A 13,554-nucleotide genomic window follows, 5' to 3' on the forward strand; every position below is an offset into this window, starting at 1 on the left:
GGGAATCGAACCCGCGACAATTTTTTTTAATCTATTGATATTACTGCGTTTTATTTTTAGCTCAACTTTTTTGGGCAGATATTGGGTAGTTTTTTGTTAACAATTGCGTTTTTGTTCAGTTTGATTCCGTATATGGGAATTGAATTTGTTTCCTTACAACCGCTATATTTTTTAATTAACCTTTGGTGTTACTTGATAACCCAATTTATGGTTGGTTGAGTGGTCATAAAAAAATTGTTCTACCATCATTTACCTTAATCTCCAGTAATAGGTAAGTATTAGTATTTAATGGAGATTAAAGTAAATATCATGTGGTGTTACTAGCCCTCAATACTTTAAAAATTCAAATAACAACCCTCTGTTTTCCATGGCTATTAATTAAAACAGGGTGCTGTTTTGTTGGTTTAATAATAAAAACAACCGTCTGTTTTGTTGACTTAAATATATTATTGCTTATAATTTAGTATATTACTAATGATAAGTATATTAAATGAAACGAACTCTATTAAATTATATGGATAACTGGCTGGTTTCACCTGACCGGAAACCATTAGTCATTCGTGGGGCAAGACAAGTTGGTAAAACATGGCTAGTAAGGCACTTAGCTGAAAAGACAGGAATGCAATTAATTGAACTCAACTTCGAGAAGCAACCTTCCTATGCCAGTCTTTTTGCTTCTAATGATGTAAATCAAATTTTATTAAATTTAAGTACGGTATTAAATCAGAAAATAGATCCCCCAAAGTGCTTATTATTCCTAGATGAAATACAGGCAGCACCTCAACTGCTTAGCAAACTCCGTTGGTTTGCAGAAGATTTACCCCAACTAGCAGTAATCTCCGCTGGCTCTCTATTAGAATTTATTCTAGCGGAGCACTCATTTAGTATGCCGGTTGGGCGAGTTAGCTATATGCATTTGGAACCATTGTCATTTGATGAATTTTTATTAGCAAATGACAAAGAATCACTTTATGACTATTTAAATCAATATGACCTAAGTATCGAGCTCCCCTCTGCGATTCACGAGCAATTAACTACTTTATTTAAAGAATATCTGATTATCGGCGGTATGCCCGCTGTAGTCTCTAATTGGGCTGCTGAACGCTCTCTGAATAGAGTTAGTCAAATACAAAATGACTTATTGGCCACCTATCGCGATGACTTTTCAAAATATAAAGGTCGTTTAGCGACAGAAAGATTAGACGAAGTACTTAATTCTATTCCAAAAATGCTTGGACAAAAATTTGTATTTAGTAGAGTTAATAAAACGATTCAAGCATCGACAATAAAGCATGTATTAGATCTGTTAGAAAAAGCCCGAATTAGCCACCGAGTACAAAGTAGCTCAGCAAATGGTGTTCCCCTCGCATCTGAAATTAAAGAAAAATTTTTTAAAGAAATTTTCCTTGATATAGGCTTATGTAGTACAGCACTAGGACTGAGTTTAAACCAAATTAATTCAACAAATGAAATTCTTTTGATTAATAATGGCGGCATCGCTGAACAGGTAGTTGGCCAATTGCTAAGAACAATTGAACCACCCTATATTGAACCAGTTTTGTATTATTGGCATAGAGAAGAGGCTGGTTCAAGTGCTGAAATTGATTATGTAATCCAACATGGTAATAAAATTATACCTATTGAAGTAAAAGCTGGTGCCACAGGAAGCCTAAAGTCACTACATGTTTTCATGGGATTAAAAAAATTACCTCTCGCCATGCGAATTAATTCTGATTATCCAAGTAAAACTAATGTAGATGTAAAAGATAATTTAGGGAAATCCGTAAACTATACTTTTATATCCATTCCCTTTTATCTTGTGGGGCAGATACATAGATTACTTAGTTTGCTCAACTAACATATATAGTGCAAAAAACCAAGTGCAACTCATATGAGTTTGACATTATTTGTCAGTATCACTAATTAAATTAGTAATGCCGACTGATTTTGTCAAAAATCGAGCGTTCGCAAGAAACATGTACTCTGCAATTTGATTGAGTAACTTTACATATCTTGTTAAGAATCTCAACTAGACCGCATAAATTAACTATCCGATCTTGGTAGTACCCATGCTTAAATTCCAATCACTCACCGGTTGATATCCAGCAACAGTGGACTTATCAGGGATCCACCGCCCATAATGTTTGATAATCATCTCCGTATCTCTATGCCCCATCTGTGTGGCTAGCCATAAAGGGTTCTCACCGGCAGAAAGCAGCATTGATGCGTAAGTATGCCGCGTTTGGTAAGGATTGCGATAGCGCACGCCTGCTTTTTTCAAAAGATGCGTCCAGCAAGTTTTGCGAATCTGGCCGTCTGTCTCCCACGGAGAATTGGTTCTTGGGTTATAAAAAACCCTAGAGCCTTCCAGATAGGTAAATGCTTTTTGATTTTTTAATGCATCAACAGCTGGGGGTAGTAATAACACATCCCTCACCCCTGATTTTGTTTTAGTTCCCTTTTCCTGTTTTAAAACTACCGCCTTAGATACACGGACAGTTCCTTTGAGCCAATCAATATCATTCCACTCCAATGCAATAAGCTCAGATGTTCTCAAACCTGAAAAAAAAGCAAATTGAAACAAGTTTCTTGCCTGTCCAGTTGCTGCATCCAGAATTGCCTTAATTTCATCCTGATCAAATGGGTCAACCTCCCAGTCACTTTTACTGGTTTTCTTATTGAGCAATTTAGAAAGCACCAATCTATCAAGGGGGTTGCGTTCGATAATCCCATCATTCATAGCTTGGTCCAGCATATTTCGCAGGGGAGTCAAAATATTGCGAACCGTTTTTACCGTAACATTTAACCCTGTAATCCAGTTACGGATAATCACAGGTGATAATTCACGAATGGGTATTTTACCAAAAGCAGGATATAAATGAGCCTCACAAACTTTTCTATAGCCATTGTAAGTACTGGCCTCCAAAGTTCTCTCAGCAATGGCCATGTAATCCTTGAGTAACTCAGCCGTTGTGGCTTTGATGATTGCATGGCCAAATAATTTTGCACGTTTGGAGTCAGGGAAATAATCAGCATAGTTAAATGTTCCCAGGGCGATTGCATTAATGATCTCGCCCCGCAACCGCTCGGCATATTTTAGATTCGCCTTGGTGGGCTCCAGTTTCAACGTCTCGCGGCACTGTACTCCGCGATAACTGAAGATAATCCGAATTGCGGATCCAGTTTCCCACTGACGGATACTTACACCGCGCGGAGGCTGCAGTTCGTTGCCTTGTTGCCGTTTTCCACCCATTTTTCAACCTCAACTAAATTAATCCATATGTTGCCGTCTGGTCCTAATTTACATTGTACACCATCGAGCCAGATACCACGTTTGCGTTTAGCGTGTACTGCATCAGAAGTATCTCCTGAATCCTGACAATATTTTTTAAGTTTTACCCATTTCATAATCAAAACTTCCTTCTTCATTTATGAAAAACTATCCAACCAAAGAATGACTCTTTGGATTGGAGCTGATTTCAAGAACAATTTGATAGAGTTTCATTAATTGCATCTCTGACTTGAAACCGTTAGGAACCGCATTGTGGCAATAAATGGAGCGAATATTGTCAATATGCGTATCCGACAAATCTGCAATGTTTTTCAAGGTATAGTGAGTCGAGTTGATGATGTACTGAATCATTCCTTTATAGATGTTCAGTTTTAGTTGGTGATCCATGTGCGAACACTCCTTACTGCAAGGCTAATCTACCGTGCTGCTGATTTAATTAAAATCATTACCAAATGACTAAGTGATATTCCCATAAATTATGGTAATATCTAATTTTACATCGGTGTAATTCGTTACATCAATGTAAATTATTACATTTATGTAACGAAAGTCAAGGTATGTCGATAAATATTTTAAGTGAACCTAATAATCTCCAATTGGCGCAAACGCTTACGGATTTGATTGAACGTGAGAATAAACTGACACCTGCAGCACTTGCACGAAAGCTGGGTATACCAACCAACAAAATCACGAGAATTTTGAATGGTGATGTTACCGATCCTAAAGCCAGTACATTACTGCAAATTGCGAATTATTTTGGAATTACTATTGAGCAGTTGCTTGGTATAGAGCCGATAGTTCGTGAGGGAGTATCTAATCAAGAGCCAGCTATACAATCTTTACCAATTTATGAATTTAGTAGCCCAACACAAAAGGCTAAAGAATGGTATCGCTGGTCGTCTAATGAAATTGATGGTGAGTATTACGCTCTAGCTATAGATACGGACTTATATGAGCCAACCTTCCCGAAAAATTCCTTACTGATTGTTAATCCTCATATCATGCCAGATGATCGCTCATACATTGTAGTGAAAAGAAAAGATAATCAGCAGCATTACTCCATTAAAAAGTACGTTATCGAAGGTAGTCAAAGCTATCTATACCCAATTAATCCCAAATTGCCAGTAGAGCTATTCGATAAAAATTTATACACTATCGCAGGAGTGATTCTTGAGGTGCATCAAAAACTGCGCTCAAAAAAATAAGTTGTAGGATGTAAACATGGAAAAGCGGAATCAAGGAAATCGATTTTTACGGTTTTTTTATCAACATTTGTATTTACGGTTCACAGGACAAATCAGAGAACCTTACCTGATTCGAATTGATAATATCTATACCAATCCAGATAGCAATGAATTAGAAGTTGCTTTTCATATTGCCAACAAACGTGTTAATCAGGAAATGTCTATAGCTGAGTTTGTAAAAACCGATATGATTTATCTTGTTGATCCTCGTATCGTGTTCGATATGGGGCAACAATTTGGCTCTCATTCAGAAAAGCTTATCGTTGCAAAAAAGTCAGAACCTAGTTTTAAAAACAAATGCCTGACCACTTTGAAGAGGGTTTTCATCGATGAATAAGTCAATTGCAGGCAAATCTAAAACACCTCTTCAATTTAAAGTGCTCCATACTCTGCTCGGGTTCGCTGTTTTCTTTTCTTTAATTACAGTGCCAGCTGAGGCTCAGGTGATTAATATATTTGGAATAACAATATCATCCCAATTACTTTGGTGGCCAGTCGTCTTTTTTGTACTGCGATTGATATACTCCGTGTATGGTTTCCCTTATCTTCGGCATGGGGTGTATTTGGTATTATTATTCCATGCAATTTACATCTTATTTTTAAAATTTGCTATCTGGTTGCCATCATCTTCATTCTGGAAAATGCAAGAAACTTATACGCAAGTACTTGGCCGTGATTTATTATACCTGACACAAAGCTCCTTATTCTTATGGGCATGTTCTTTGTTGCCGATACGCTTTGCATATACCTCGGACCAAAGATGTTGCGGGTATATTTTCTGGATATCTTTATTAATATTTTGTTTGATGGATATATTCTGGTTAAATCTTCACAAAGATAATAATGTCACCCAGATCATTGCTCCTTTGTTAATATATGGCTTACTTAATATTTTCTATAAGTTGCTATCAGAACTTATTGCAAGAATCGAACAAATAGAATGCCCAAATCTTATGGATATGCATCTTTTTAAATTTTCTCTCCCTCAAACTATAAAAAATGATGGAAAGACTTTCAAATATCATCACATGCTATTTTGTTCCAGTATCGTGTTTTTTATTGCATCAAAAACCATGGCCGCCAAATTTATTTCAATTGGTTTTTTGACTATAAATGTAGGCGGTATCGTTTTTTCATTGGCTTATCTTGCAGCAGACATGATGACCGATGTATATGGTATTGAACGAACCAAGCAGATGGTGTTGTTTGTTATTTTCTGCAATTTGCTTTTTGTCTTTGATGTTTGGATAACCAATTTATTAGCTATTGGAGAAAACGATCCATTTAGATTGATTTTGCACAACCAAGCAAGGATGTTTATTGCCTCAGCAACCGCATTTTTTCTTGGCATGACTATCAACTCTACAGTCATTTCGTTTATTAAATCGAGGCAGCGCAGACGTGGCATTTCTTTGAAGAAGGAGTTTATCACTACCGTTTGGACAAGAATTGCCACCTCATCAGCTTTTGGGATTATTATTGATGTGAGCCTTTTCTCATTAGTAGCATTCTATGGAATTGTTCCGAATGAAAAATTGGCAAGTGTGATCATTTTTGAGGATGTTTATAAAATATCTTACGAAGTGTTTCTCGCACCTGTTTCAATTTTGCTTATTTATTTCCTCAAGGTTAAGGAAAAAGTTGATATTTACGATGAACTATCAAATTTAAACCCATTCAGAATTGATACCAATTACAAGGTCAGTGCAAATAAGTTTGCTGAAAACTACGTGAACCCAGCGAGGCGTAACGATGGATAAATACATTTATGACTTTATGGCTGCTACGATTGAAGTAGCCGCGACTAACCCTATGGCTCCCTACGGTGCAATGATTGTTTATGATGATAAGGAAATTCTTTTGAAGTCAGTAAACAGTGCACATAATAATCCTTTGATGCATGGTGAATTGTCAGTAATTCATAGACTCTTTGATAACGGGTTTGATGGCGATGCGAGCAAATTAAGCCTTTATACCACTGCAGAGCCTTGCCCAATGTGTGCCGCTGCAATTTATTGGGCGATGATTCCCAAGGTGGTTTATGGGAGTTCTATTTCATTTTTGCATGAGCTGTTTGGTCGGCAAATTCAGGTTGCAGCGGAAGATATTTTGTCTAAGACGCCGGATTTTTATAGGTGTGATGTGATTGGTGGAGTGATGGAGGATGAGTGTAATCAGCTATTTGATGAGGCAAAAAAACTAAGAGCACTTTAACCTTAATTAACGATCATAAACCAATCAACTTGTGAAAATTAATGCACCATGGAATGTCAAGTCAACTACCAGTCTAACTGATAACGGATTCTTGCTTAATTATCGTAATTAAATTTTTCCTCTTAGAGTGTTTGTATACTGCTATACCCAAAAAGAGTACTGCAAGGACAAGAGCTGTTGGAGTGCCATAGCAAAATAAAAACTTTCCAAACATATTTTCTTCAAGCTTATCAGCAAAGATCCCACTTAAAAATAATGCGATGGTCATTGACAGAAAAAATGAAAAAACAGAATAAAATATAGTAACATCCGTGCTCATGCTACTTAATATCTCAAGCTCTGATTCAGGTATGGCAAAGATTTTTATATTCCTTTTTGCATAAACTGGAGTGACAGTACTACCTATCGAGGTAACCTCTAGCCCTCCTGATTGAATTTCCATGTCACTCATCTTTATTCCTGTCTATAATGCCTACCATCACAGCATTAAAAAATTTTGTATTCGCACAGTTTTTACAGGTAAGTAAAACATGCGGCGCAACTTTTCCTCCCAGAGTCAGATTGCCTTCGAAGCGTGGCGAAACAACTAAAAAATCTGCAAGTTCCCAAGTGTTATTTTGACAAACTTCGCATTTTTTTTGATTCCATTTTGTATTGATCCAGTCAATAACCTTCTGTTGCTTATCTTTGTCAAAATAAGCATCGCTCTCATTTGTCATTTTTTGCTCTCAACAGGTTTTTTTGAGAAAAGAGTCTCACCTTCAACTTCAAAAACTTCCAAATACTTATTTTCTTTTTGGATTAGATTATATGAAAATGCAAGTGCTCCTAAAATTACTAATTTAGAATACTTATTCATACCAGATTTAGCAACTAATCCGCCCCATTCAATTTTACATCGAGTATCCGCTCTACGCTTCTTCAACTTCTCCAAAGCTAATGACCTCTCACACCGAGCAATCAACTGCTTTTCCCTCTCAATTTCCTCAAGCATTGTCATGGCGCAACTCTCCAGACAGCTTTAAAAATGCTGCATCCAATCGCTGAATATCAAATTGATGAAGGCCATGTTTGTAGGCAAGAGTACCAATCTCAAGTTTGTGCTTTTGCTGCAATTTATCCAGCTTGATTTTGGCTTTTTCGATTCTATCCAAGAGTACTGCTTCCATTTGCGATACTGTCTTCGTTGACATGATCATTTCTCCGCAAATGAGGTAACAGAACAAGCGTACAATGCCAGATCTGTAAAATCAATAGGGTGTTCCATCTGAAGTGAGCGAAGCGAACACTGGCTATCCCGCAGATGAATTCAAGGGCGCAATATACAAACTTTCGTTTGTTTGCTAGTATCATGATTCTAACGTTTAAAATCTTTAATGGATAAAGGTTTTTTCATTTTAAAAAGCAACCGATGGATTCGTTCTCTTTGGAGATTCCGTGGCGATTGCTTTCGCACAAGTTTCTATTCACTCTCGTTCAAAAGGTCATAGTGCCGTAGCTGCGGCTGCTTATCGATCGGGTGCTCAGCTTTATGATGATCGCATTGGGCGCACCTATGATTTTTCAAAACGGCATGATGTCGTTTTTTCTGAAATTCTTTTACCTGATGGTGCTATTGACTCATTTCTAGAACGTGATTATTTATGGAATGAAGTTGAACGCGCTGAAAATCGATCTAACTCTCAATTATGCAAGGATTTTGTTTTGGCGTTGCCGCGTGAATTGAATTTAGTTCAGCAGATTGAATTGGCAAAACGGTTTGCTCAAACGCATTTTGTGGAGAAAGGTTTACCAGCCGATATCTCTATTCATGATCATGGTGATGGCAATCCTCATGCGCATATTCTGATTCCAACACGAAGATTGGAGAACAACCGATTTTCCAAATACAAGGCTCGCGATTTAAATCCAGTTTTTGCTAAAGGGTTTGTAGTGGAGCAAGATTACTGGGGTGAACAATGGAGAGAGATGCAGAACGAATTTTTTATTGAGAATAATCTCGATTTCCAGGTGGATGCAAATCATCTGATTTCAGAACGCCATCGGGGTAAACATCACAATCCAAATGCACATTATTTACTTGAAGAAAACCAATTGATTCAACAAGCACGCTTGGAGCTTACACGAGGTAATATTGATTTTGTGATTAACCATTTATCTACACAATACAGTGTCTTTACTCGCAGGGATGTTGAGCGTTTATTATTTAAAACATTTCAAGCCTCAGATAGTCCTCAAGAATATTTGCAGTTTGTTGAAAGAGTATTGGGGCATCATAATGTGGTAGGGGTGGGAGATAATAGCAAAGGGCAGCTAAGCTTTACTACACGCTCCCATTTCATGCAGGAAGCTCATTTGTTAAATGATATTGAATCGATGATGGTTTCTCATAAGCATAGACTTCATCAATCCATTGATATGCTAGCCCAACATTATCGATTAAGTGAAGAACAACAAGAAGCCTTTGGCTATATTACCCAAGGTCCTGATATTTCAGTAGTGATTGGGCGCCCAGGAACGGGTAAGAGCTATTTGTTAAAACCAGTACATGATTATTATGCCCAAGCAGGGATGGAAGTCATTGGAGCTGCTTTATCGGGGAAAGTGGCTAAGTCTTTGCAAGCAGAAACAGGCATTACTACATCAACGATTAAATCCTTATCTTATCAATTAGCGAATAACATGATGCAGTTAAGTAACAAACATGTCCTGATTATTGATGAGGCAGGAATGGTTGATTTTTCCAGCATGGCGTACCTGATTAAAGAAGCGAGTAAGGCAGGTAGTAAAGTGGTACTGATTGGTGATCCGGATCAATTAAAACCTATTCAAAAGGGTGAAATATTCCGAGGTATTGCCGCTCGAACCGGCTATATAGAGCTTGAAAATATCCAACGACAGCAAGATGTAGGCGACCGGCAAGCGAGCCTTGATTTATCCAAAGGGGATATAGAAAAAGCCATTCAACATTATCGAGACAAAGGAGCAATAACGATTGCAGATACCAAGCTAAAAGCACTAGAACAGGTCATTGTAGACTGGAAACAAGATCTTGAAATAACAAATATGGCTGACACCATCATACTGTCCTACACCAGAAAGGCTGTAAATCACCTCAATGACCAAGCTCGTGAAGCATTAATTGTTGAGAATAAACTTGGTGAAGAGAATATTGTGTATCAGGGCATGGAGAGATGCCTAAAGATATCTACAGGTGAACGATTATTATTTAGGGAAAATAACAAAGTTTTAGGCGTTCGTAATGGAGATACAGCAACCGTTAAAGAAATAAATACCCAACAAATGAGCGTTCAATTAGACAGTGGTGAGTTACTGACGATTCCCAAAGAATATAAGGCGTTAGATTATGCTTATGCGTTGACTGTTCATAAATCACAAGGCATGACTGCAAAAAAGGTTCGTGTTCTAGTAGATAGCAAATACTGGGATAGAAACTTAAGCTTTGTTGCAATGACACGCCATAAAGAACAACTCAATATCTATACAGACAAAGAAAATCACCCAACAGAACAGGCATTAAAACAAACGTTATCCCGAAGTTGTACCAAAGATAATGTCATTGACTGGCCTTTGGATTTTGCTACCCGAGCAGGCTTTGATTCTGATTCATTGATTGGCAGAGCAGTGAATCATATTGTTGGAGTAGGACATAAGATAAAGCAGACTTACAATTTTATCGTTAATTATGAAGCTAATTTTTTAAAAGCAAGACAAGAGGATAAGTTACAGGATATGGAACAAGCCCGAACTGCTGCTAAACAGGATGCACTTAAAGTTGATACCACAATACCTGAGAAAAAAGATTACACAATATCAGATAAATCCTTTGATAGTTTAATTAAGGACTTTCCTCAAATGAGTGAGTTTGAAGCTCTTATCAAGAAACGGCAGCAAATGACAGGTTATTTTGCTGAAAAAGTGGATAAACAAATTACAACTATGTCACAGCAATTATTAACTAATAAGGCCTTTGCAAATCAAGTCAAAAATCAACACCCAGAGCTTTATCAAAAGATACAAAGTATCTATGACAAACAGAAAGAAAAGGCATTGTATCACGATCGTTGATGTTAACGATCAAATCTAAAAATGTCTTCCATGCCTCACCTGGATAATTTGAGATGGGAACGGCGATAGCTCAGTCCTAGTAGGGGTGTCCCATTTGTCCCTTTCATCCCGTATATTTTTTACAAGTCGGCTAATGATCTATTATTTCATTGGGAATGATAGGCTGGTTTCCTTGGCCGCAAGCAAGCGGGCTATTTGATAACGGGCTTGCAACTTTCTGAAATATGAGCACTTGATTAATATTTGATCTAAAATAGTACTTATATGATATAGGAGTATTTAGATGGCCATTTCATGGATGAATAGCAATATCTGCACATTTGAAGGAATTAGTCGTAGAACAGACGTGAATCATGAGCGCTCTGAATATTTAGTCGATTACGGTACGATTATCCATAAATCCCAATTTAGACGACTATCAAATAAGGCGCAGGTTTATCTTAATCCATTTATTGACTATCCGCGAACTAGATTAACTCATTCTGTAGAAGTAGAACAAATAGGGAGGGAATTATCTAGATTCTTTGTTTCAAAAATAGTGGAAAAATTTGACTTAAAAAATGAGAGTTCATTTGAAAAGGATTTCGAAGATCTGGTGGCAACTTTATGTCTAGCACATGACATTGGACAGGCTCCTTTTGGGCATAGAGGAGAAGAAATTCTTCATGAATTAATGAAAAAAAAAGATGTTGAAGAGAGCAATTGTTTTGAAGCTAATAAACAAAATATAAGGCTATTACTGGGAAATGAGAGTAGAAAGCCATATGAAGTAACATGTGCTTTAATAGATGGAATAATGAAGTATAAGTCATCTACTTTCAAACAAAAATCAAAATATCCTGGGTATTATGAATTTGAAAGAATACCTTTGGAGAAATTATTTAGTATTTCTAAAACCCAAAACTTAAGACATCCATCTTGTTACATAATGGAGGCCGCCGATGATATTGCCTATATTAGTAGTGATCTACAAGATGCATTGAAACTTAATCTAATGAGTAAAGAAAATGTTTTAAGTGTATTTACTGAAATAAATTTGCCAGAGAGTTTATATCATTTGGATAAAAAAAATTGGGTCGATTTTATTTATCATAGTTTTGATACTGATAACTTTGGGGTGCTTTCATCCCTACTAATAAAGGCTATGATTCAAAATACAAAAAATAACTTAGGCAATTTTTTAGAAAACTGCTGCAAAAATGAAGATATTAATGACTTACCTAAACTGTTAGATAGGTATTTTAAAGCAGGGGACTGCGACTTAAATATACTTTATTTTGGAGCAGGAAAAATTTATTTATCTTTAAAGAAAGATATTTATAAGAACTATATTCTTAAAGCACCTGAAATAGCGCGGACAGAGCTACTTGCTAAAAAGGTTATAGAAGATCTTTGGGAAATTATGGAAAGTCAATTATTAAGTCCAAAATATAATTCAACTGATTTATTTAAAATTATTCCCGAATATGTTCAAAGAAACATTTCAAAAGCACATAGAAATGAGAATTTTGAAGAACAGAAATATAATTATATATCAGATTATATTTCAGGGATGACGGATAGATATGCAATATTTATGTGGGAACAAATTTTTGACCCCAAGATGTTAAAATTTATTTAAAAGAAATGGGTAAGAGAGCCATAAGAGCGCCAAAATCTGTCTACATTGCGTCTACATGACTTTTTGATATTTTTTAAAAACTACCGTAACTGCTTGATTTTATTTATGGGTTCACTAGGACTTGAACCTAGGATCAATGGATTATGAGTTATTACACTTTAAGGATTAACTACCCCTAGTTGAATGAGTAGTTAATACTTGATATTAAAACCGACTTATCGCCCTCACATACCCCAAAGAACTGGCTTTTCCACTAGCCGTTAACTCCCCAGTAGAAAAGTTATACAGCCATGCTTCACCCACACCGGATTCAGTTGAGCTCCAATAATAACCAGGAGCAAAGCTACTAATACCCTGACGCTGCAGATTATTATGAAGCAAAGTCAATTCATAGGCTGAAGGTAAATACCATCCACCATAACATGTTATTGATTCGCTGCTTGGGATTGGGCAAGAGGTTATGCCATCGCCTTGCACCCGGTAATTCGCCGCCAGAAGTGCTGCAAAAGTTCCTGATTGGTTGTCTATGGTTTGCTGGGCAATGATGAGTTTGGTATTGGATTCGCCTGCGTAAATCCCATCAGCGCGGGCATTGGTTACTTTATTGCCACTTTCGCCGTTTCGCCATTGTATCCCTTCATTGTTATTGAGGTCGGTTTTGGAAGCAATTAATCCATGCTGTCCTGTTTTATCGACCCAGAAGATAATGCCCCCGTTATATTCTTCGCCAATGTGGTGGGTTAGAGTCGTTTTAATTTCACCGCCGCTAATCTCAATGCCTTCCCCCGCTGTATAGGTTCCGGCAGGTCCTCGCTCCCCTTTTGGTCCTGCTGGACCCATTGGACCGTGTGCACCTTGGGGTATCGAGTTAATTTGCGTTTGCAAAGTACCAATTTTACTGTATAAAGCCTCAATATGAGCCCAAAGTTCCTTGTCATTTGCCTGAGCTGCACATGACATCATGAAAAGCCCTGCTGTACCTATAATTTTAAGATGATTCATTCTTTAATTCTCACATCAATTAAGAACCTGCCTTCTCAATCTACTATGCTGGCCGACAGGGAAGACAGGTTCTAAGTCTGTATGAATCCATA

Annotated in this window: 15 protein-coding genes; 7 read left to right on the plus strand and 8 right to left on the minus strand. The window is 37.1% G+C overall.

The window, feature by feature from the left end; all coding sequences use genetic code 11:
* Positions 1–490: 490 nt before the first annotated feature.
* Entirely contained in the window at positions 491–1,858 is a 1,368-nt protein-coding gene (locus tag CC34_RS0103845) for an ATP-binding protein (RefSeq protein ID WP_027228136.1), read from the plus strand.
* A 189-nt stretch (positions 1,859–2,047) separates the two neighbouring features.
* Here the strand turns inward: CC34_RS0103845 and CC34_RS0103850 are convergent, their stop codons facing one another.
* Genes CC34_RS0103850 through CC34_RS0103860 form a run of 3 tightly spaced genes read right to left on the minus strand, consistent with a single transcriptional unit; the run spans position 2,048 to position 3,679 of the window.
* Entirely contained in the window at positions 2,048–3,253 is a 1,206-nt protein-coding gene (locus CC34_RS0103850) for a tyrosine-type recombinase/integrase (protein ID WP_011214456.1), read from the minus strand.
* Positions 3,202–3,408 carry an excisionase family protein gene (locus CC34_RS0103855; RefSeq protein WP_011214455.1) on the minus strand — a complete coding sequence of 69 codons (207 nt, stop codon included), beginning with the start codon at positions 3,406–3,408 and terminating at the stop codon, positions 3,202–3,204. The genes CC34_RS0103850 and CC34_RS0103855 overlap by 52 nt, the downstream gene beginning before the upstream one ends.
* A 31-nt stretch (positions 3,409–3,439) precedes the next feature.
* The gene (locus tag CC34_RS0103860) at positions 3,440–3,679 is read right to left on the minus strand and encodes a hypothetical protein (RefSeq protein ID WP_027219851.1); all 240 of its coding nucleotides are present in this window, start codon (positions 3,677–3,679) and stop codon (positions 3,440–3,442) included.
* A gap of 170 nt (positions 3,680–3,849) precedes the next feature.
* On the opposite strand from CC34_RS0103860, the gene CC34_RS0103865 reads away from it, so the two are divergent.
* From CC34_RS0103865 to CC34_RS0103880, 4 genes are all read left to right on the plus strand, one after another.
* On the plus strand, positions 3,850–4,497 hold the full coding sequence (locus CC34_RS0103865) for a helix-turn-helix domain-containing protein (RefSeq protein WP_028379175.1): 648 nt from the start codon (positions 3,850–3,852) through the stop codon (positions 4,495–4,497).
* Between the two features lie 16 nt (positions 4,498–4,513).
* On the plus strand, positions 4,514–4,873 hold the full coding sequence (locus tag CC34_RS0103870; protein ID WP_027219849.1) for a hypothetical protein: 360 nt from the start codon (positions 4,514–4,516) through the stop codon (positions 4,871–4,873).
* 712 nt (positions 4,874–5,585) lie between these two features.
* Positions 5,586–6,296 (plus strand): VUT family protein, encoded by a 711-nt coding sequence (locus CC34_RS1000000117335; RefSeq protein ID WP_231957851.1) that lies wholly within the window; start codon positions 5,586–5,588, stop codon positions 6,294–6,296.
* Positions 6,289–6,750, plus strand: coding sequence for a nucleoside deaminase (locus tag CC34_RS0103880; protein ID WP_028379177.1), 462 nt, complete (start codon positions 6,289–6,291; stop codon positions 6,748–6,750). Before CC34_RS1000000117335 ends, CC34_RS0103880 begins: the two co-directional genes overlap by 8 nt.
* A gap of 73 nt (positions 6,751–6,823) precedes the next feature.
* Here the strand turns inward: CC34_RS0103880 and CC34_RS0103885 are convergent, their stop codons facing one another.
* From CC34_RS0103885 to CC34_RS0103900, 4 genes are read right to left on the minus strand one after another with little or no spacing between them, the layout of a single operon-like run.
* Positions 6,824–7,192, minus strand: coding sequence for a hypothetical protein (locus tag CC34_RS0103885; protein ID WP_129894878.1), 369 nt, complete (start codon positions 7,190–7,192; stop codon positions 6,824–6,826).
* A gap of 1 nt (position 7,193) precedes the next feature.
* On the minus strand, positions 7,194–7,469 hold the full coding sequence (locus CC34_RS0103890; RefSeq protein WP_028379179.1) for a hypothetical protein: 276 nt from the start codon (positions 7,467–7,469) through the stop codon (positions 7,194–7,196).
* Positions 7,466–7,750 carry a conjugal transfer protein TraD gene (locus CC34_RS0103895; protein WP_028379180.1) on the minus strand — a complete coding sequence of 95 codons (285 nt, stop codon included), beginning with the start codon at positions 7,748–7,750 and terminating at the stop codon, positions 7,466–7,468. The genes CC34_RS0103890 and CC34_RS0103895 overlap by 4 nt, the downstream gene beginning before the upstream one ends.
* On the minus strand, positions 7,737–7,943 hold the full coding sequence (locus tag CC34_RS0103900; protein WP_027219845.1) for a hypothetical protein: 207 nt from the start codon (positions 7,941–7,943) through the stop codon (positions 7,737–7,739). The genes CC34_RS0103895 and CC34_RS0103900 overlap by 14 nt, the downstream gene beginning before the upstream one ends.
* Before the next feature lie 244 nt (positions 7,944–8,187).
* Between CC34_RS0103900 and traA the strand changes: the two genes are divergently transcribed.
* Positions 8,188–10,839 (plus strand): Ti-type conjugative transfer relaxase TraA, encoded by a 2,652-nt coding sequence (gene traA / locus CC34_RS0103905; protein ID WP_028379181.1) that lies wholly within the window; start codon positions 8,188–8,190, stop codon positions 10,837–10,839.
* 283 nt (positions 10,840–11,122) lie between these two features.
* On the plus strand, positions 11,123–12,460 hold the full coding sequence (locus CC34_RS0103910) for a deoxyguanosinetriphosphate triphosphohydrolase family protein (RefSeq protein ID WP_027266221.1): 1,338 nt from the start codon (positions 11,123–11,125) through the stop codon (positions 12,458–12,460).
* A gap of 204 nt (positions 12,461–12,664) precedes the next feature.
* On the opposite strand, the gene CC34_RS0103915 is transcribed toward CC34_RS0103910, so the two are convergent.
* Positions 12,665–13,462 (minus strand): DUF1566 domain-containing protein, encoded by a 798-nt coding sequence (locus CC34_RS0103915; RefSeq protein WP_028379182.1) that lies wholly within the window; start codon positions 13,460–13,462, stop codon positions 12,665–12,667.
* Between the last annotated feature and the right edge of the window lie 92 nt (positions 13,463–13,554).

The sequence above is a fragment of the Legionella pneumophila subsp. fraseri genome (assembly GCF_000586315.1).
Taxonomy (GTDB): domain Bacteria; phylum Pseudomonadota; class Gammaproteobacteria; order Legionellales; family Legionellaceae; genus Legionella; species Legionella pneumophila_B.